Raw genomic sequence first — 20,853 nt, forward strand, 5'->3', positions numbered from 1 at the left:
GCGGGTTAGTTCAATGTCACTGCAGAACTTGCTTACCGCGTTAGACGATCTTGCGGCGGATGCAAGTTCTGCTCTATCTGCGGTTACTTCCGCCGAACAGCTTGAAGAGCAGCGAATCAGGCTGCTGGGTGCCAAAAATGGCCTGATGAAGTCCGTCGAAAAATTGATGGGCGTGCTCTCGCGAGAGGACCGCCCGGCTGGCGGCAAAAAGCTCAATGAAGTGCGGCAGCAAGTCAACTCTTTGTTCGAAATGGCGGCCGAAAGATTGGGTGGTGGTGCGGCGGTCAAACGATCGACCAAGCCCGGATTTGACCCTACTCTGCCGGGAATGCGGCCGCTGATTGGCCATCTGCATCCCATTACGCAGACCATTGAACACTTGAAAGAGATCATGGGTCGCTTGGGGTTTTCGGTCGTGGAAGGCCCCGAGGTGGAAGACACCTGGCACAACTTCATCGCTTTAAATATTCCAGAAGATCATCCCGCTCGCGATCCGCTGGATAATTTCTATTTACAAACGGCTAAATCGAATGCCGCGAGCGTCCTGGACGCTTCCGCTGCGGATGCTCGCCTGCTGCGCAGCCAAACTTCGACCGTCCAAATCCGTGTGATGGAGCAGCAGGAACCGCCGCTGCGAATCATTTCGATCGGTCGTGTCTATCGTCCCGACGAAGCCGACGCGACCCACTTCCCGATGTTCCATCAAATGGAAGGGCTCTGGATCGATCGCAATGTCAACATGGGACATCTCAAGACCGTGCTGCGAATGTTTGCTTCCAGTTATCTGGGGGATGACGTTCAAGTTCGTTTCCGTCCGTCCTTCTTTCCGTTCACGGAGCCCAGCGTGGAAGTGGACTATCTTTGGAAGGACCAATGGATCGAGTTTGGAGGGGCCGGAATCGTCGATCCCAACGTGCTGCAGCATGTCGGCTACGATCCTGAAGAGTGGTCAGGGTTCGCCTTTGGGCTAGGTGTCGAACGCCTGTGCATGCGACGCTATCAGATCACCGACATTCGCGATCTATTCCGCGGCGATGTGCGTTTCTTGTCGCAGTTCTAATCTAAACGCAAGCGTGGTTGGTTGGCCCTAGAGCCCCTTGAGGTACTCATGCAAGTCGGCCAATTGGCTCGCGTTCCAACCTTGCAATAGATTCTCCGGCATGATGGAAGTCGTCGACTCCGCCCGCTGGTCTATGTCGTCGGTCGCCACTTCCTTAGTCGTGCCATCGGCCAATGTCAGGATCACTTTGTCTTCACCGTCAAAGGAGACCATACCGATCAGGACTTGGCCGTCGTTGGTTAGGATTTTGGTTGCGCGGAAGCGATCGGAAACATCGCGGCTGGGTTCGTAGATGGCGCGGAAGAGGTCTTCATGCGAGAACCGACGCGTGACGCCATTCAAGCTAGGTCCAATGGAGTTCGCGCTATTATGGCATTGGTTGCATTGTCCCCGTTTGAACAGCGTACTGCCTCGTTTTGAATCTCCTTGGATCCCTTGGGAAGCTTTAGCGAGTTCCAGCCAAGGGGCCGGTGGCTTTTGCAATTCCATCCATTGCGTTTTGGCATCGCTGTTTTCTAGCAACGGCTCAAAGAACTTTTGCCAAACGGCCCAATCGGCCTGAGGGGTGGGTACGTTGTTAATTCGCATTCGCGAGGCGATGTTCTTGATGCGGCCAGCAACTTGGTTAAGGTCTACGCCGTCAATCGCCCAGACATGGTTGGCCGCGGTCAGCAAAGCGATGGCCTGCAGTTCTCGATTGGCATCTTGAATCGGGAGCTTACGCAGCCCTGCCCAGCCGTGTTTGGCGAGTAAACGATCTGGGGCCGCGGTCGCCAGTATGAACGCTTCATAGTCTGCCGTGGTCGGTGTTTTGGCAAGGAACTCTATCAACAACGATGCGTTAGCTTGATCGGTGTTCACCGTCGCTTCTGATTTGCTACGCAGTGGGCTGTCGATGGATCCGGCTGCGACTAAGCGAATCTTGTTGGCAAGTTCTGGCGGCAAGACGAAACGCCCAGCGACCTGCAGTTGGCTGGATGTCCACGAGTTGGGTGGGCTAGCGACCAGTTGCCTAGCTACCGTCGACGCTGCTTCGCGTTGCTGCGGCAACGGCAGCCAGTTGATCCATTCCAGCGATTGTGAACGCGATTTAGGAAGAGAGCTAATCAAGTTCCTGACAAAGTTGGAGTCGATTTTGGATAACGCTTCCAGCAATTGTTGTTGTCGCACGGACCAGCGGTTGTCGGTCGGCAATTGTCGTTGATAAATCTTCTCCGATACTCCCGCGTAACTCATTGCAAGTCGTCCGCCTTGCGCGGCATCGGGACGAAAAGCGCTAGCTGCGATTACGCACAACACATTGATATCGGAGGTTGGATGGGATTGGGCGGTGATTCGAGCGAGCAGTCGGTCCAGGACGTCACCGGCTTCCGGTCGAAGAAACGCTACGGTCCGTACGGCCTCTTCCGCGATGTCCGGCAACCCAATGGACAGGGCTTGGTCTGCGACGTTCAAGCAGTATTTCGCCCAACCGGCGCGCATGGGAGCGGTGATTGCTTCTGAACGCTGACTGCGGTAACCGTCCAGAATCGAAGCCGACTCGGGGTTTCGACTGCCATCAATGATCGCTCGCGGGTCTCCCAATGCTCCTTGTACGAAACCCAAAGCCGTCAGCATTTCGGCTGGATCAGTTTTATAATTGCCAGCTCGAATGGCATTGGCCAGACGATCAAATGCATCTGCATGAACACGGTTGGTTGGCAATTCGTTGGCAAGGTACATCGCTCGCGCAACATCCATGTTGAGACTGCCTTGCGCGGCAGGAGATTGTTGTCGCGAGTAGGCCCAGGCTTTGATTTGTTGCAGCGAACGAGCAGACTGATGATCGATATCTGCGGGAGCTGCCGCTTCGACACAGATCCACCGTCGCAGCCCGATCGCTTCCCAGCGTCCGCGTGTCGCGTACCCGCCCAGCAGGTTGGCCCAATTACTGCTTGCTGGTGCAGCATCCGTTAGCGACTGATTGTAGGTCGCTTGCACATCTTCTTGCTTGGCGTTGACGCGGCCTCGTCCCAGTACGTACCAAGCGGCAGCACGCACGGTGTCATCCTCTGATGCAGCCGCTCGACTCAGGACTTCCCCTGGCACCAGGGCTTGGATGTGGACCAAGATTTGCGCGGCACGTAAGCGTAAGTCGCTTGCCGAGTAAGATTTGCTGCCAGTGCCATCAATGACAAGTTCGCCCGAGAGCACCTCTAAGAGATCTTCGGTGACCACTTCGTCAATCATCGGTTGCCATTTCGCTTTGGACCAAGACTCCCAAGGGCAGCAGGCCGTCAAGATCGCTTGCAATTTCTCGGTGCGTACGCCATCTAGGGAATCGGCTTTGTTTTCCAAACGTGTGAGGCGAAACTTCGGAGCTGGCTTCGGTGCAGTTGTTTGTTCTGCTGTAACAGCCGCCGTCGTTGGCTGGCTGGTCAGTCGATACAGCGTTCCCACGGTGCCCCTTCCACCGGTTACGACTAATAGATCTCCGCTGGGAGCAATGCAGATATCGGTTGGCGCGAAGCCGGTTGTGCCATTGCCCGGCTCCATGATCACTTCCCAGCGACAGCAGCCTTGATTCTTAAGTGAGTCGAGGTCTGTTCCGGTGCTTTGGCTGCGTTCTGGATACACCGCGATAATTCGACCGAACGTCCAGTCCAAAACGAAGATCGCATCGCGATAGCGTTCGCCCAAAGCATCATGCTGGTAAACGCAGACTCCGGTGGGTGATCCACGGCCAAGACTGGCCAAATTCAGTGGCATCGTTAATCGAACATCGTCGTCGATCCAAGCGTTAGAAACCCAGCCACCGTCGCTGCCAGGGCTAACAGCGTAAACACGCGTGGGGCGATAAGCTGGCAATGACATTTCGCGTTCTTCGTCGCTGTCGTAGGTGACCAATTCTCCGTTGGGCAGAAAGTCGAAATCATAGGTGTTGCGTAGCCCGTGTGCCCAAACAGAGCGAGTCTTGAAGTCGGGGCTAATACGCCACATCGCCCCCATCTTGGGATCAGCGATAGGAGAATCCTTGTCGTTCAACAAGCTGCGCATGCCGGCTGTCGAGAAGTTTCCGTTGGTTAGATACCAATAACCGTCAGGCCCTCTGCGTATGGCGTGGGCATCATGTTCACCTCCGGTAGGCAAGCTCAATACAAGTTCAGGTCGCCCATCGCCGCGAAAGTCGCCGTTGGCATCGGTCGATCGCCAAAGTCCTTTGTCAGCGACGTAATACAGTTGGTTGCCCTCGCGCCATAAGCCTTGAGCCCCCTGATCTGTTCGCAGCCATTCGACGGCGCGATCGTAGACTCCATCCGCGTTGTCGTCAAACAAAGTGCGAATGTATCCGGGGCCCGATACCACAGGTCGGCCAGCTTCGTCCAACGTCATGCAAAAGGCATCATGAACCAATTTGTCGTCGGCGGCGACTGAGCATACCAAATCAGCGGCCGTCGCCATCCCAGCGTTGTCGGCCGCCAGCGTCAAACGGTCTGCAATCCCCAGCAGAAACAATGGCGCAACGATTAGCCCCCAGCAGTACTGTTGAATCCCCGAAGCTAGTAAGAGTCGAACTATGGCAGTCCGCGTTGGACTCGACGCCTGCCATGCCTTCGTTGAGCGATGCATTTGAGAATTTACCTACCGGATTCCATTCCGCTTTTCAGAAAGTGTTCACGCAATATCCTGTACAAAAGTGGTTTACATCATTTTCCGTAATTTCGCTAGCTCGTCTGCGCAGATTACTAACCGAAAAACAGCGACAAAAGTTATCAGCGCGAGCCGTGACCGATTGTCATAAAAAAATCCGGCCGCGATATTCGTGCCGGATTGAGATGCATACTGCTTGATGCGATCATTGCCAAACAATTCGCAAACAAGTGCTATCGGGACTATTTGGCGGCTGCGTATAGCTTGGCAACTTCGTCCCAGTTGACAACATTCCAGAAGGCTGTGACGTAGTCAGGTCGGCGGTTCTGATAGTTCAAATAGTAGGCATGCTCCCAGACATCCAAGCCCAAAATGGGCTTGCCAGCGATGCCCGCAATCTTTTCACCCATCAATGGATTGTCTTGGTTAGCGGTCGAACCGACGGCTAGTTTGCCATCTTTGACATATAACCATGCCCAGCCACTGCCAAAGCGAGTAGCGGCGGCGTTGGCGAACAGAGTCTTGAATTCGTCGAAGCTGCCGAAAGCGGAATCGATTGCCGCTGCAAGTTCTCCAGTTGGCTTGCCACCAGCGTTGGGGGCCATCGTTGTCCAAAACATGGAGTGGTTTGCGTGCCCGCCACCATTGTTGCGAATTGGCCCTAGCTTATCAGCGGGAGCTGTTTCCAACTTCGCCATGACTTCTTCGATCGACATCGATTCCCAAGGAGTACCTGCGACCGCCTCATTTAGCTTGGTTACATATGTCTGGTGATGCTTGCCATGATGGATCTCCATGGTCTTGGCATCAATGTGGGGCTGCAAAGCGTCAAAAGCGTAAGGAAGCTGTGGAAGTGTAAATGCCATTTGGATTCTCCTGATCAAATTTCGAATGCGGATGCTCGTGATTCAAGCAAAGTCGGTACTTTGATTGTAGAGTAGCAATCAAGATGCCGCTGGGACCTAACAGGATGGCAGTTTTCGTCGGAATCGCCAAGCCCCCTTGAGCTTTAGGCCCCTTATCGACCGGGTTCCAAGCGTCACGGTCGCTGGCCAGCACAACCAACCGCCAAGCGTTCGCTAAGAGGGCACTGCCAGTCGGTCTGCAGGTTGCTCGCCGCACAGATCGGCTGATTTTGGAGGCAAGCTGAACCAGGAACGCATTTTTCCAAACCAGTTTTTGCGGCCGACATCATCCCACTTTCGAATCAATCGGCCATGCAAGTCCACCTGCAACGCCGCCCTGGCATGGACATCATAAGCCGTTAATGTGCCGCCGCCAAAGCAATAGGTGTCGATGCAGACCAAGTGTCCGAAATCGGCGACGACTCCCAGTGTTTGCGGCGTGTGACCTACCACCACCGTCTTGCCGCTCATATGCGGACGCGGAAGAGGCCAGCTCAAATGGCACCACAGCAAACATTCGAGGTTTGTCTCGGATAGCACCTTGTTAGGCTGATAGCAACCGTGGACGAAAATGTGTGTTTCAGTTTCGTGGTAGTTGACGCAGGCTTTCAGAAAGTCCAAATGAGTTGCCGGGAGCAGTGCAGGATCATGAATTCCGTAGCTCTTGAGCGTGGCGGCTCCGCCAATCGTCTCCCAAAGTTCCTGCTCGATCAGCCCTTCGCAACATTGTTGCATCACCAGATCGTGATTGCCTCGCAGAAAAACGGTCGTGCAATCTTTGGAGACACGCAACAATTGGTTGATTACCCCGCAACTGTCCGGGCCGCGATCCACGTAATCGCCCATGAAAATCAGCGTGTCGTCACGCTGTGGGTTGATAGCGTCCAGAAGTCCCGACAGCGCGTCGTTGCAACCGTGTATGTCACCTATCGCAATGATTCGCACGTTAAATTTCCTTCATCCACATTGGACTGGCAGCCTACGGCGCGAGCCTGTTACCTAGAACGATTCGCCAAACGATTTTATAAATAGGAGCCCGTGTTTGCCAAGCTTACAAAGAACGGGTATAGCACCGCAACCGAAGTAAATGGCCACAAGCTAACAGTGGCAAGCGTGTAACCTAAGCATTTTTCGACTTGATTGCTACACTCTGGGAAACTGAATGAACATGGGTATCGTTAAAAAATGACCGACAATCTGGTTTTGCCTGCTCGACCTTCCTGGCGGTTGTACTTGGAGATGGTGCGTTTCAGCCATACCATCTTTGCGATGCCGTTCGCTGTGCTTGCACTCCTATGGTGTTTGGCTTTAGGGTTCCGCGAAGCGGGTTTTGCGTCGCCCGTTTTCTCTTGGCTGCGCTGGTTGGGTGTGCTCGGATGCATGGTGACCGCACGGAACTTTGCGATGACGATCAACCGTATTGCCGACAGCCGAATCGATGCTGAGAATCCGCGGACGGCCAGCCGACACTTGCCCGCTGGCTTGATCACTCGCTGGCAGGCGGTTTTATTCGCTTGGGCCAACGCGCTGGCTTTTGTGGTGTTTTGCTTGTGTTTTTTGCCTAATTGGCTGCCGTTGGCGCTATCGATTCCAGTTCTGCTGTTTTTGGCTGGCTACAGTTTCGCCAAGCGTTGGACCTCGGCGGTTCACTTTTATTTGGGCGTATCTTTGATGCTGGCGCCGATTTGCACTTGGATTGCGCTTCGCGGCGAAATTCTCCTCGGCACCCCCGGCGATTTGTTGCCTGCCTGCTTGGTGGGCGCGATGGTATTGCTGTGGGTTAGCGGGTTTGACCTGATCTACGCTTGCCAAGATGAGGCTTTTGACCGCCAGGCGGGGTTGCATTCGATCCCGGCGAGGTTGGGAGCGAGAAACGCCCTACGTTTGGCTGCGTTTCTGCATGGTGCCATGTTGCTGCCGGCCCTGGCCATTCCCTATGCTTGCCCACAATTGGGGTTGGGCTGGATTTATTGGGTTGGATTGGGGGTCATTGCGGCAATGTTGGTCTACGAACATTCGATCGTACGACCTGACGATCTCAGCAACGTAAATGCAGCGTTTTTCCAAGCGAACGCAATAATTGGTTGTTTGTTCTTGATTGCTGGCGGGTTAGACGCTTGGATATGATCCCGGGGAAGGTACACTGCAGCAATTGCCGACCGGCCGCGTAGAGAACCGCTTTTTCCGAAACCAAATGACTCCACGGTGTGTGACAACCCAGAGCGAATCAACATGAGTGATCAAGAAATTCGAGCCCGCTTCCGCGATATTCGCAGCAAGGTCGAAAGCCAGACCAGGCTGACTTTAGACGACGGCATTTTTCTCTACGACCCGCGTGTCTCGCTGCACGAAGTCGGTCAATTGGCAGATTCCGTACGCCGCCGCATGCACGGCGATGTGGCTTATTACAACATCAACACGCACTTGAATCCGACGAATGTATGCATCTACCGCTGCAGGTTTTGTGCTTTCCGGTCGGACTTGCGTGACCCCAAAGGCTACGTGTTTAGTGACGAGCAGATCTTGGCGCGAGGCCGTGAAGCAATCGAGAATGGCTGCACTGAGATGCATATCGTAGGCGGTTTGCACCACCAGCTTGGCTACGACTGGTACCGTGGGATGCTTGCGAATCTTCATGCAGCATATCCCAAGTTGCATTTGAAGGCATGGACTGCGGTGGAAATGAGTTGGTTTGAGTTTTTGACCAAACGACCGCTGCGGGACATTCTGATTGATCTTCGGGAAGCAGGACTTGGTTCGCTGCCCGGGGGCGGGGCTGAGATCTTTCACCCCGAGGTTCGAGACCAGATCTGTGAGCACAAGGCGAACTCGCACAAGTGGATCGAGGTCCATCGAACCGCCCACGAGGTGGGGCTTAAGAGCAATTGCACTATGCTATATGGGCATTTAGAAAAGCCGTATCATCGCATCGATCACTTGATTCGTTTACGCGACCTGCAGGATGAGACCGGAGGTTTTCAAACCTTTATTCCGCTCGCGTTTCATCCTGACAATACGAAACTAGACCACATCCGCAAGCCGTCATCGATGTTGGACCTGCGCACGATGGCCATCAGCCGGCTGATGTTGGACAATGTCCCTCACGTCAAGGCATACTGGATCATGCTGGGGATCGGAACCGCACAGACAGCATTGGCTTACGGCGCTGACGATATTGATGGCACCGTGCGGCATGAACTGATCTATCACAATGCGGGTGCGACCACGCCAGAATTGCTAACTGTCGAACAAATCCAAAACTTAATTCGTGAAGCGGGCTTCGAACCGGTGGAGCGCGATACGGTTTACAACAAGGTAATTCGCAATCCCGAGAACTTCCGCGATTGGAAAACGGGCGAGGCGATCGCCACCGGTTGCTTGGTAGAAGCTTAACAAATCCGGAAATCGCTGCTAAACGCGGCTGGCCTAACTGCGTTTGCTATGATTTTCGACCCGATCTCGCTAGTAGATTTCGAAGCGAACGAGATCTTCCACGCTTGTTTTCTATCGCTTTGTAACCAGCGAACCGCTAAACTTACATCGATCACTTGCGAAAGTCATCGAATGTTCCAGGTGCCCGATCCACCTCAGCGGAGTTACATAAGTTATGCGAATTGCGAACTATCTCGTGTTCGGCGTTGCCTGGATGGTCGCGTCGGTTTCACAACCCGCACGCTCTCAATCCGAAGACCTCAAGCCGACCGCTGCAGTTGCAACCGTCCCAGCGGATGCACAAGATGCTAGTCAAGTCCGCGCCAAAAATACGGTTCGAGCGAAAGGTGAAATCACGTTCGATGACATCAAGTTAGATCTTGAAAAAGATCAGCCCTATGACGAAGGCAAGATGACCGAGGCGGTCAAGAAACTGCATAATCAGAAGGTTAAGCTGCGAGGTTACATTTTGCCCACTTCGGTATTCCAGCAAAAAGGTATCAAGCAATTCGTTTTGGTCCGTGACAACAAAGAATGCTGTTTTGGCCCCGGCGCTGCCTTATACGATTGCGTGATCGTCGATATGGAAGCCGACAAAGCCGCTGACTTTACAACGCGTGTGGTAACGGTTTCGGGCAAGTTCATGATCGATACCGAAACCTATCGATATCCGGACGGCACGTACTACGCGATCTATCGTATATTGGCCACCGAAGTCAAGTAACCGCCCTCAAGGTCAGCGATTCCATTCTACCGGCAGCGACTGCCGTTGATGAACACCGCGCGGACACTCAGGTTGCGCTGCAGGATTACCAAGTCGGCTGCCTTCCCCACTTCGATACTGCCAGTGCGATGGTCAATACCCGTGCGCTGTGCGGGAGTCAGACTGGCCATGCGAATGATGTCGTGCAAGGGAGCCCGCGTGCTTTTCTTCATCTGTCGCACCATATGATCCATGCCGCGAACGGAACTCGCCAGCGATCCGTTGGAAGCCCAGCCGACTTGGCCATCGCTGTGAAACAGAGGGCCGTCGTGCTGCGAGCCGAAACGATATTCACCAGGCGGCATGTCCAGCGCGCGACTGCAGTCGGTGACTAGGCATAAACGTGAAGGGCCCTTGAGTTGATACGCGAACTGCAGTAGCTCGGGTGCTAGGTGGCAGCCATCGGCAATGACTTCGGTACTCATCTCTGCGTTGGCTAGAACGAATTCGAGCATACTGCCTTGCATGGGAACTCCCAAGCGAGCACGCACGGTATTGACCATGCTCATCGCGCACCAAAAATGATCTACATGGCGCGTGCCACAGCGGAATGCGGCTTCCATCTCTGACCAACTGGCATTGGAATGCCCGCAGGTGACTAGGCACTTGCGACGTTTCGCCGCGCGATAGAACTTGTCAGCGCCTGGCAGTTCCGCTGCGCATGTTGCAATGGCAATCTGCCCCGTTGCGAAATACGTTTGAAACTCTGCGTCAATCGGACTGCGGCATTGGTCGGTGTCGTGGCACCCACTTTTGTCTTTTGCAAAGTAGGGTCCGTACAGATGCACGCCGGCAATCTTGGCACCTTGCGATGGCTGATAATTGTTTTGATAGTCACGGCAAGCTTCGATGGTTGCTAGAATGCGTTCTTGAGGGCCCGTAGTCGTGGTCGGAAACAGGGTGGTGGTGCCATGGTTGGCATGAGCCAAGCACGCAGTGCTTACCGCTTCCAAGTTGCCATCCATAAAGTCACTGCCGGCTCCACCATGAACATGAATATCGACAAAGCCAGGGCTGATATAGCCGCCGCGAGCATCGATGACTTCATCGTCGGAAGTTGTCTTTGGAAGCTTACCCACGGAGATAATTTTTCCGCCTTGGCAAACAACGGACGTGTCTGGTAACACGCTTTGTGGCAAAATTACATTGCCGTTGGTGAGGATTAATCGTGGAGCGGTTGAGGCTGCGGCGCTGGATGATTTCATAAACGTATCAATCTAATTTCAATACACCGATAGAACAGTATTGCCATGGAAAAGCGATCGATGTCCCCCATCGCAACTCCTGAAGATATCCGCAAAGCTGCTCTTCGGCGATGGCGAGAGGTGGTGCACGCATTCATTCGCGGATTGGCTGCGGATATGTTCCCAATGGCCTTACGAGTCAAACTTAAGGTCACCAACAAGAGTCAAGTTACTCATGCTCAAATGGCAAGTGCCGTGCAGCAACTCCGCGAACAAAGCAAACCATCCAGCGGCCTGGGTTATACCGTACAATACGAACGCCAACGCACGCAAGCATGGGGTAATCAAGAATTGCCCGTGGCTGTTTCTATCGACACGCTAGATGACTACGTGGCGCTGCTGGGAAAGCGGAAAGAATTAAATCATATCCAAGCGGTCTGCGAGCAAGTTCGATCTGCCTTTGACGATAAGCTTGACTGGTGGTTGCAGGAGAACTCGGCCAAGCTGCCAGGCTTTGAGCCCTCGATTCGGTCCTTGATTGCGGTGACCATCGCAATGCAGCATCGCAAGCAGCGGCGATGTTATCTGCGAGAGCTGGACCTGCCGGTGGATACTAAATTTATCGAAAGGAATCGCACTACGCTGCGGCGTTGGTGGAATCATCTGTTACCATCATCGCACATACAAAGTCACGAGAAGAGCTTTGCATATCGATTTGGTTTGAAGGATCGCATATCGCATCATCTATGTCGCGTTTTGGACTGTGCGTTGTTGGCTGAGTTGGGATTGCCCTTTGATGAATTTTCCGCCCCCCTGGACGCGCTCGAGCAGTTGCAGGTGCAGGATTGTCGCGTGATGGTGGTGGAGAATCGAGTCAATCTGTTGACGTTGCCATCGCTGCCGCGAACCATAGCTGTCGGAGGGGTGGGGAATGCCGTTGCACGATTGTTGGATGTTTCGTGGATCGCTCGCAGCGAACTATATTATTGGGGCGATTTGGACGTCGAAGGGTTCGAGATTCTCGACCGTTTAAGAAAGTGGAACCCTCGTACGCGGTCGGTGATGATGGATTCAGCAACCCTGACAATGCATCAAGCGTTATGGGTGCCAGGCAATGGCCAAGCGGCTAAAGCATGTACTTATTTGACGGAAAGCGAGCGGCATGCCTTCGAGCAATGCGCGCAGAACAATCTACGACTTGAGCAAGAACGTATTGCTCTACCCTATGTCCAGCAGTACCTTGTCGAATATGAATTCCAATAAACCATCGCGAACTTCCAAGCCAACTGAACTCAAACCGGGTGACATCGAGTATGAAATGGGCGTCCCGATTCCAGGAGTGATTGTAGAGCCGGAGTTGTGGACCAAGACTGCGCTTCGCAAATTGCCCGAGAGCGGTTGCTTGCCACTGACCGAACTGTTCGGCAGGACTGCGCCGATCGCGATCGACATTGGCTGTGGCAATGGCCGCTTCGCGCTATCGTCGGCGATTCGTCGACCTGATTGGGATCATCTGGCGATCGATATTTTGCCTGCCGTTTTGCGGTATGCTACTCGCCGAGCCAACCAACGAGGTTTGGCCAACATCCGTTTTGCCGCCTGCGATGGCAACCGATTGGTTGGAGATTATTTGGCCGCGGAAACCATCAGCGAATTTCACATTTATCACCCTCAGCCATTTGCCAATCCACGTGATCGGCATCGTCGTTTACTGAATCAAGAGTTTCTAGAATTGCTGAAAGATCGCTTGGTCATCGGCGGCCAGGTGTTTTTTCAAACCGACAATGACGACTATTGGAATTCCGTGAAAAAGATTTTCCCGACTCTGTTTCAATGGCAAGAGTTGCGAGAACCTTGGCTGCACGACCAGCACGGTCGCTCGCGCCGCGAGATGCTATCCAAGGACCGAGGGCTGCGCATCTATCGCGGCCTTGCAACCAAGCAGTAGCTTATTGTCACGCCGGCGGGCATACGTGGAAGGTGAACTCCACGTGGTCGACGGGTTCGCCCATTTCGCCTTTGCGGATGATGCGTCGAACGCCTGAGCCACTGACGGGAACCAGTTTGGCAACGGCATCGGCAAATCGCTCACGGTTTTGAATGGGTACAACATCCATAGCTTGGTTGGACAGATGGAGGCTGGAGACTTTGCCGCGCCGCCGGTCGTGCGCTTCCCACCAATCAGCGAAAGCTTGGATGTCTCGGGTGCCCACAAATCTTTGGCAAGCTTGCAGGACGTCGTTGCCGTACCATTGCGCCACTTTGTTCGGACTAGCGACGTAGGTTTGGGTCATCGTGATTCGAGCTTGATCATGATAAGTGCGTAACGTACTAGTGAGATTTGCTGACGTAATATTCACGCTGGCCAATATGCTTTTGAGAAGGAATTCCGCATTGGGAACCAGTCGGACAGCGTTTGGTCCATAGGTCAGCGTCACGGTGTTGGCGCTGGGGTGGGAGAAGTACGTATAGCCACTGGGTGTGGGAACAATTGGGGCAGGCATCGGCGCTGGAGCGACGCCTCCACTTGGGCTGGTGAGCTTTTTCCAGGTTTGGCCATTTACGTCCACCCGCCCGTCGGGATACGGGAAGCCTGCCACTTGCTTTTGGAACAGCTTGATGGCCGACACCGTTTTGGGGCCCGCCATATTGTCGACTCGTAAGGTTTGAAAGCCCGGCAGTCGAGCCGCCTTCTGGTTGAGCAGGCTTTGCACCACGCCAACGTCTTGAGGAAGGTTTCGTCCCCCTTGTCCCACACTCGCTGAGATCACAGCAGCCATCTGAATTTGCCTCCACCAATTTAACCAAGAATGTAACGACGTCCGCGGCGTCGTTTTGGGTCATCTGGTATTGTCGCAGTCAGTCGTGGACAGTTGCGTGAAAATTTTTCAAAAACGGCCAGCCCAGAAAAAACCCCAAGCTGCCCGTTGTTGATCTCAAGGACCCCGACTCGATGGGCCGGCAACTTCCTTATGCTTCGTCCAACAAATCGACGGCTTCAAAACGTTGGCCTTCGAGCATGGCCAGCGAAGCACCGCCACCAGTAGAAACGTGGGTTACCTTGTCTGCAAACCCCAACTGCTCGACGGCCGCAGCACTGTCTCCACCGCCGATGATACTTGTGCATTCCGCCTGAGCGATCGCTTCGGCAACTGTACGCGTTCCGGCATCAAATGGTGGCATCTCGAAGACGCCCATCGGGCCGTTCCATACCACGGTCTTGGCACTTTTGATCAGTTCCGCGTATTTCTTGGCTGTCTTCGGGCCGATGTCCAAACCTTCGAAGCCATCAGGGATTTCGCCAGCCGGTACGATCTGTTTGTTGCAGTCGCTGGAAAAGCCATCGCCGCAGTGTGTGTCGACTGGCAACACCAATTTGGAGCCGCCTTTGGCTAACAAGTTTTTCGCAAGATCAACTTTGTCGCGCTCGACCCTCGAGCCACCGACTTTGCCGTCCATTGCCAGAGAGAAAGTGTACGCCATCGCGCCGCCAATCAAGACCGAATCGCAGATGTCCAGCAAGTTATCGATCACATTGATTTTGTCGCTGACTTTGGCACCACCCAAAATGGCCACAAATGGACGTTGCGGCGTGGCGAGCGTGTCGCTGAGGTACTGGATTTCTTTGGCGACTAAATGGCCAACCACTTTGGGTTTGCCCGCCATGGCACGCGGCAAAGCGACCATGGAGGCATCGGTTCGGTGGCATGTGCCAAACGCGTCATTGCAATAAACATCGGACCAGCCCGCGAGCGTACCGGCGAATTCTGCACAGCCGTCTTTCTCACCCGCATTGAATCGCAAGTTTTCTAGGACCAATACGTCCCCGTCCTGCATCGCTTGGATTTTGGCCTGAGCGTCTGGTCCAACCGTGTCGGCAGCGAAAGCGACTGGTTTGCCCAACAATTCGCCCAAGCGGTCCGCGGTCGGCTTTAAAGTGTATGCGGGCTCAACGCCCTTGCCTTTCGGGCGGCCCAGGTGGCTGATCAAGACGCAGCGACCACCTTTTTCCAGGATGGTTTGGATCGTCGGCAATGCCATCCGAATTCTGCGGTCATCGGTAATGGCTCCGCTGTCATCTTGGGGGACATTGAAATCGACTCGCGTCATGACTACCTTGCCGCTGCAGTCAACTTCATTGATACTCTTCTTGGCCATGATCTTTCCGATATGCTTTAGGGGACAGTTGAACAACCGGATATCGTGATCGATCTCGGATTTTCTTCAACCGCAAACTAAAGCCTGCGGCTTAAAAAGGTGAACGATGCCTGGATTGCTCTGCAAGGGGCTTGAGCGTCGAATTTGCTTGGAAAATGACGAGATTTCCCTCGTCGAAGTACTTATTTTTGATGGTAAAACAATTGAAGCAACCTATCTCTGTCCTCCGCACGATCGAAGAAGCGCGTCGGTACGCGCAGAAGGTGAGCCTTTCTCAACGTTTGGGGGTGGTCCCGACCATGGGGGCTCTGCATGAAGGGCACTTGTCCTTGGTCGACCAAGCGGCTGCCGACTGCGAGTGTGTCGTAGCGACCATCTATGTCAATCCAACACAGTTCGCGCCCCAAGAAGACTTTGCAAAATATCCGCGGACGCTCGAGAGCGATTTAGCGCATTTGGAAAGCCGTGGTTGCCATGCCGTCTTCGTTCCCGAAAACGAGACGATGTACCCTGCCGGTTTTTCCACCAACATTCATCCACCAGCCGTAGCTTTGGAATTGGAAGGGAAATTCCGTCCCACCCATTTTGCGGGAGTTTGTACGGTGGTCCTGAAACTGTTCAACATCGTCGGAGCGACGGACGCTTACTTTGGTCTAAAGGACTACCAGCAGTTCGCTGTACTTCGGCAAATGTGCTTGGAATTAAACCATCCCATTCAAATGCACGGTTGCCCCACGATTCGCGAGGCCGATGGATTGGCGATGAGCAGTCGCAATCGCTATCTGACAGCGGCGCAACGCCAGATTGCCTTGGGGATCTCGCAAACCTTACGCAACAATCAAGCCCGAGTGGCAGATGGATTGACTGATACGCGGCAATTGGAATCGATGATGATGAAGGATTTGGTTCAATCGGGTATCTCCGACGTGCAATATGCAACGATCCGGCATACATGGACATTAGCGCCGGTTGCATCAGCAGAAGAATCAACGATCGCCTTAATCGCTGCTCGCGTCGGCTCGACTCGCTTGATCGATAATATGCCTTGCCACTAATCGCACCTATTTCACGCAGCCACTCGATCGGTTTGTTGGAAGAAAGGCGAGGTGCGCATTTGCCTTGCAAGCCATCGGCAAAGGGTTCTAACATTATCAAACATATGCCAGCAAAGTTGGAGTTATTCATCTAGCTTTTGCTTATGGGTGGGCCATGAATTCGGGTTGCCTTGTCAACTAGGATTGTCTAACGTTCGGCGGATTCTATCTCCGTTCAATCCCATGGATCATTTCGCGACGACGTTTGTGCGACAGCCTATGTTTTTGTGTTTCTTTTCCCAGCACATACTTAAGGCGAGCTGTCGATGGTTGCTGGTTAGTCACTTTTTGCTGCTGACCTTACTGGGTTGTCACCCGACGCGCAACGCTTCCGTAAAGGACAAGACGGGATTTGTGGATCTCGCCATTAGCCCAGCAGTTGACAGCGCCAATCATTTACTGGGGATTTCCAACGATGCACTTTCACCAGACTGCGATGAGCTTGGCTTTGAATGGGTACTCGACGAAGACCCGCTGCAATCGCTGCCGCATCTGACATTGGAAGAATACGAAGCCATTGTTTTAAGCCGCCATCCGACGATCGAGTCTGTCGAGTCGGGACTGCGATTTGCGCAGGAATACCTTCCGCAAGCGACGGCTTGGTCCGATACACAAGTTAGATTTCTTAATGGTCCAACTTTGTTCGGCTCAAATAACGGCTCGCATCTATGGCGTCTCCAAGCCCAGCAACCTGTGTCGGGTTTGGGCAAAGTACCCGCACGCGCGGACATCGCAGTCCAAAAAGAAGCGCAAGCCGTACTTGATCTTGAGTTGGCACAGTTGAATCTCAAGCAAGTTACGCGTAAGGTTTTTCACGATGTTGCTTTATATGAGGCCATGACCCCGCTGGCTGAACAGGACTTCGAATTGGCTCTTGAGGATTGGCGGGATGCTCAGAGTCCATTTCAATTGACGAGCAATCACGAGTCCGCCACAGATGTCCTCCTTCATATCGAAAGACTTGAGCTCGAGAAGGACCTGGAATCGCTAAGCTGGGATAAAAAATTTGCGCTCCAGCGTCTGAACGGACTGCTTGGCCGAAAACTTGACAAGCCTTGTCCCCCGGTTTTTATTGACACGGAACCTAACCACAACTTCCAAGAGCGTTCACATGTGGTAGACCGTGTGCTGTCGAGGCATCCTGCCATTCTCAATGCGAAAGCGCGATGTCGTGAAGCGGAGGCAAATGTAAGGCTGACGCAGTCGGGCTACTATCCTGATTTGGTTTTTGTGGCTCGTTTCGACACCAATGCGGATTCATTTTGGTTACCGCAAAATGCATTTATCCGTCCGCAAGTTGGTGTCAATGCGTTTGTTCCAAATGGTACTCGCGTGTCTTCGGCGATTCGCCAAGCTCAAGCCAATTTGAGGAGATGCCGAGCTAACCAAAAAGTGATCGAACAGCAGTTGCACGAAGAACTAAGTAGATCGTTGACCGAGTTGGAGAGACTAGAGTCAACGAGAAATCTGACAACGGTGCACGCAACACAGTTGCACCAATTGGCCAGCCAAAAGCAAAGCGAGTACCATCGCTTTCTCGTTGGAAGCGAGCAGTCAAAACAACAACTCAAGGACACCCGTGCCGCTTGGCGCCAATGGATCAACTACGAAAAGAAGAGGCTTAAATCCGAATTTGAATGGCGCTCTAAATTAGCTCAACTTGCGTGTTGTATGGATTTGCCAAGTGCGTTGGATGGTGATAGCGAAGTTGCCGATTCATCCTCCGAAGTCCTGAGAATCCCACAAGCCGATCTTGATATAGATGATGCAACGTAAGTAGGTTTCAAGAGCCGGGTTCATTTATTTTTCTAGCAGTGTCTGCCGCCAAATCGAATACCGAACGCCATCGCTATTGTCGCCCTAAATAGTGAATCGCAATTCGTGAATTAAAAATGCGATAAATATTCCAGGAGGGATTGCGAAAGTAAACCGACCGTGACTATATTCAGAACGCATGGGAGTTCCATCTTCATTTATTCTGCTTTTAATTTTCTTCAGCAGCGTTTCGTGCTTGGCGAGTCGTAATGGCAGCTTGTTGGGGCCGCCGACTAGCGATCTCACTCTCGAACTACGTGATTCTTGTGATGCGCCCAGTGGAGAAGAGCAATCAGGAGCGAGCGATTGCGACGCTGATTTGATTCAACGCGCTGGCTATGCGTGGGCCCCTTCTGCCGGACAGTCCGAAGCGAAGGAGTCCAACCGAGCATTCAATCAAGGTGAAAGTTTACCGTGTCGCGGGCCGCCCACTCTCCGTTTTGCGTAGGCAACGCAGTGACTGACGTCGCTGTGCCTGCGTTTATTCTGCGGCCCTTCAAATGGGTTCATCGAGTCGTGTAGCAAGGGCTTCATCCCTACCCACTACGCGATCGAGTTGATGCATGACTCAAGTCATTGAGTCAGCGCGTCTTCATTTTGAGATTTGTCAAAGGTTCGTCGCCAGCAGTCTGCTTATCAGCCTGACAGCGTCGCTGTATCGTTGCGCAGTAGTCTTTGCCAAGTGAGCTCAAGTAGTCATTCAAATCAACCAAAAAATCAAAGCCAGCATCTCACCTGTTACTATGAACCATCACCCAACTCAAGCGCAGGAAATTCACGACCGTCAGCTCGATCCTAAAGGGGACTTCGAAGGCTTCCAGCGTTACATCAAACAAGATTTGCTGTCTGGATTTCTCGTGTTTCTTATCGCCCTGCCGTTGTGTTTAGGCATCTCATTGGCCAGCGGCTTTCCTCCCTTGGCAGGCGTTTTTACCGCCATCATCGGTTCGTTGGTCGCAACGCTTTTTAGCAATTCAGAGTTGACGATCAAAGGACCGGCGGCTGGCTTGATCGTAATCGTGTTAGGCTGTGTCACCGACTTCGGCGGCGATGGGATGGCTGGTGGTTGGGGGCAAGCCGACGTGAACGCTTACCGCGCCGCTTTGGCAGTTGGCTTAGTCGCTGCTATCCTGCAAGTAGCGTTAGGTGTCTTCCGAGTCGGAGTGATTGGCGACTTCTTCCCGACAGCCGCTGTTCATGGCATGTTAGCGGCCATCGGAGTGATTATTATTCTGAAGCAGTTTCCAGTGGCCTTGGGTGTGGCGGCCAAAGGTAGTCCTTTAGAACTGCTGCAGGGCATTCCGCAATTCATCAGTAAAGCGAATCCCGCCATCGCGTCGATCGGTATCGTCAGCTTGGCTATCATGTTTGTCTGGCCGCGGATGGGAAAGCGATTCTCATTGCTCAAACGCATACCTTCTGCCTTAATCGTATTGCTCGTAGCGATTCCTATGGGGATGGCAGCGAACTTGTTGCATCAGCATTCCTATTTGTTCGCAGGCCATGAGTATCAGATCGGTGAACAGTATCTGGTGCAAATGCCGACGAAAGTTTTGGGAATGTTCGCGGAGGTGACAACACCTGATTTCGCAGCATTGAAACAACCAAAGGCCTGGTGGTGGGTGTTTTTGTTCTTTGCAATCGGCAGCTTGGAATCGATCCTGAGTGCGAAGGCTGTTGATCGCTTAGACCCGTACAAGCGCAAAACCGATTTGGATAAAGACTTGGTGGCCGTTGGGGCTGCAAATTTTGTAGCTTCACTCGTCGGCGGATTACCTATGATCTCGGAGATCGTCCGCAGTCGATCGAATATCGACAATGGTGCCAAGACGAGGTTTGCGAACTTGTGGCACGGCGTCTTCCTGTTGCTTTGCGTCGGATTGATTCCCGCATTTCTACATCTGATTCCCTTAGCTGCTCTGGCATCGATGTTGGTCTTCACCGGCTTTCGATTAGCTCACCCGCGCGAGTTTGTGAACGTATATAAAATCGGTCGCGAGCAGTTCTTTGTCTTTATTGCAACGCTGATCGCAGTACTGGCAACCGACCTACTCATTGGTGTCATGATTGGAATCGGTGTCAAGATTGTGCTGTATATCATCGACGGAGTTCCCTTGCGCTCGCTGTTTAAACCATACTTAGAAGTCGAGCCCGGTGAAAATGATACTTGTGTGATCCGAGCGCGGCAGTCTGCGGTGTTCTCTAATTGGCTACCATTTCGGCGAGAGTTGGAAAGCGTGGGGCTAGTGAATCGGCAAAATATAACGCTTGACTTATCGGGTACGACCATCGTCGATCACAGCGTAATGGAGAAGCTGCATGAGATGCAGGAACGTTTCACCGAAGAAGGTTTAGAACTGAAGTTGATTGGCCTGGAGTCGCACTCCCAGCAGACCAGCCATGAACTCGCAACACGACGCGGGGGACCAATTCGCACTCGGCGGTTAATCGTACTGATACGACCAGAGTACCAGTCGGAATTGAATGAAGTGCTCGCAATGCACGAACTCTATGTGATTGCGACGCAGCATATTCACGGGAGCTTGATCATTGGCCACAGTGACGGTTTCCGATTGGATGAGGTTGATCCGCTGGTACCTTCGGGAAGCTATCTGCGTGTCGAAGTGATTGGAAGCGTATCTGCCTGCGACTCGATTGAAGCGCAGATTCGACGAAGTATCGGCGACCCTGACGGCGTGGTTGTATACTCAGACGTCGTGCAACTGCCACGGTCCTTTATTTTGGAGCCAGTTCGGACGTAGCTTCCCTAACGAAGTCAGTTTGAATGTCTGAATCCAGCCAAGCTGGCGTT

At 53.1% G+C, this 20,853-nt stretch carries 15 protein-coding genes; 9 read left to right on the forward strand and 6 right to left on the reverse strand.

Annotation, left to right across the window (positions count from 1 at the left end; translation table 11 throughout):
• The first annotated feature begins 13 nt into the window (after positions 1-13).
• Positions 14-1,060: a phenylalanine--tRNA ligase subunit alpha gene (pheS, locus tag SH302x_RS24955; RefSeq protein ID WP_479365666.1), complete on the forward strand. Its 1,047-nt coding sequence runs from the start codon at positions 14-16 to the stop codon at positions 1,058-1,060.
• Between the two features lie 27 nt (positions 1,061-1,087).
• Here the strand turns inward: pheS and SH302x_RS24960 are convergent, their stop codons facing one another.
• From SH302x_RS24960 to SH302x_RS24970, 3 genes are all read right to left on the reverse strand, one after another.
• Positions 1,088-4,669 carry a hypothetical protein gene (locus SH302x_RS24960; RefSeq protein WP_479365667.1) on the reverse strand — a complete coding sequence of 1,194 codons (3,582 nt, stop codon included), beginning with the start codon at positions 4,667-4,669 and terminating at the stop codon, positions 1,088-1,090.
• A 263-nt stretch (positions 4,670-4,932) separates the two neighbouring features.
• Positions 4,933-5,556 (reverse strand): superoxide dismutase, encoded by a 624-nt coding sequence (locus SH302x_RS24965; protein WP_479365669.1) that lies wholly within the window; start codon positions 5,554-5,556, stop codon positions 4,933-4,935.
• Positions 5,557-5,769: 213 nt separating this feature from the next.
• A complete protein-coding gene (locus tag SH302x_RS24970; protein ID WP_479365671.1) occupies positions 5,770-6,540 on the reverse strand; it encodes a metallophosphoesterase family protein in 771 nt (256 codons plus the stop codon).
• 240 nt (positions 6,541-6,780) lie between these two features.
• On the opposite strand from SH302x_RS24970, the gene SH302x_RS24975 reads away from it, so the two are divergent.
• From SH302x_RS24975 to SH302x_RS24985, 3 genes are all read left to right on the forward strand, one after another.
• A complete protein-coding gene (locus SH302x_RS24975) occupies positions 6,781-7,722 on the forward strand; it encodes a 4-hydroxybenzoate octaprenyltransferase (RefSeq protein WP_479365672.1) in 942 nt (313 codons plus the stop codon).
• A gap of 105 nt (positions 7,723-7,827) precedes the next feature.
• Positions 7,828-8,988 carry an aminofutalosine synthase MqnE gene (gene mqnE / locus SH302x_RS24980; RefSeq protein WP_479365673.1) on the forward strand — a complete coding sequence of 387 codons (1,161 nt, stop codon included), beginning with the start codon at positions 7,828-7,830 and terminating at the stop codon, positions 8,986-8,988.
• 214 nt (positions 8,989-9,202) lie between these two features.
• Positions 9,203-9,751 carry a DUF3299 domain-containing protein gene (locus SH302x_RS24985; protein WP_479365675.1) on the forward strand — a complete coding sequence of 183 codons (549 nt, stop codon included), beginning with the start codon at positions 9,203-9,205 and terminating at the stop codon, positions 9,749-9,751.
• 26 nt (positions 9,752-9,777) lie between these two features.
• Here the strand turns inward: SH302x_RS24985 and nagA are convergent, their stop codons facing one another.
• On the reverse strand, positions 9,778-10,995 hold the full coding sequence (nagA, locus tag SH302x_RS24990; protein ID WP_479365676.1) for an N-acetylglucosamine-6-phosphate deacetylase: 1,218 nt from the start codon (positions 10,993-10,995) through the stop codon (positions 9,778-9,780).
• Positions 10,996-11,040: 45 nt separating this feature from the next.
• Between nagA and SH302x_RS24995 the strand changes: the two genes are divergently transcribed.
• Together SH302x_RS24995 and trmB are read left to right on the forward strand one after the other, a co-directional pair.
• On the forward strand, positions 11,041-12,237 hold the full coding sequence (locus SH302x_RS24995; protein WP_479365678.1) for a Wadjet anti-phage system protein JetD domain-containing protein: 1,197 nt from the start codon (positions 11,041-11,043) through the stop codon (positions 12,235-12,237).
• Complete coding sequence (gene trmB, locus SH302x_RS25000; protein ID WP_479365680.1) at positions 12,200-12,922, forward strand: tRNA (guanine(46)-N(7))-methyltransferase TrmB; 723 nt, start codon at positions 12,200-12,202, stop codon at positions 12,920-12,922. Before SH302x_RS24995 ends, trmB begins: the two co-directional genes overlap by 38 nt.
• Before the next feature lie 7 nt (positions 12,923-12,929).
• Here the strand turns inward: trmB and SH302x_RS25005 are convergent, their stop codons facing one another.
• Together SH302x_RS25005 and SH302x_RS25010 are read right to left on the reverse strand one after the other, a co-directional pair.
• Positions 12,930-13,754: a peptidoglycan-binding domain-containing protein gene (locus tag SH302x_RS25005; RefSeq protein WP_479365682.1), complete on the reverse strand. Its 825-nt coding sequence runs from the start codon at positions 13,752-13,754 to the stop codon at positions 12,930-12,932.
• Between the two features lie 190 nt (positions 13,755-13,944).
• A complete protein-coding gene (locus SH302x_RS25010) occupies positions 13,945-15,132 on the reverse strand; it encodes a phosphoglycerate kinase (RefSeq protein ID WP_479365684.1) in 1,188 nt (395 codons plus the stop codon).
• Between the two features lie 155 nt (positions 15,133-15,287).
• Here SH302x_RS25010 and panC point away from each other — a divergent pair, with 155 nt between their 5' ends.
• The 3 genes from panC to SH302x_RS25025 all read left to right on the forward strand — a co-directional run bounded on the left by panC (position 15,288) and on the right by SH302x_RS25025 (position 20,803).
• Entirely contained in the window at positions 15,288-16,187 is a 900-nt protein-coding gene (gene panC / locus SH302x_RS25015; RefSeq protein ID WP_479365686.1) for a pantoate--beta-alanine ligase, read from the forward strand.
• A 222-nt stretch (positions 16,188-16,409) separates the two neighbouring features.
• Positions 16,410-18,002: a TolC family protein gene (locus SH302x_RS25020; RefSeq protein ID WP_479365687.1), complete on the forward strand. Its 1,593-nt coding sequence runs from the start codon at positions 16,410-16,412 to the stop codon at positions 18,000-18,002.
• Positions 18,003-18,784: 782 nt separating this feature from the next.
• Positions 18,785-20,803 (forward strand): SulP family inorganic anion transporter, encoded by a 2,019-nt coding sequence (locus SH302x_RS25025; RefSeq protein WP_479365689.1) that lies wholly within the window; start codon positions 18,785-18,787, stop codon positions 20,801-20,803.
• Positions 20,804-20,853: the final 50 nt, after the last annotated feature.

Source organism: Njordella calcicola (assembly GCF_056494125.1).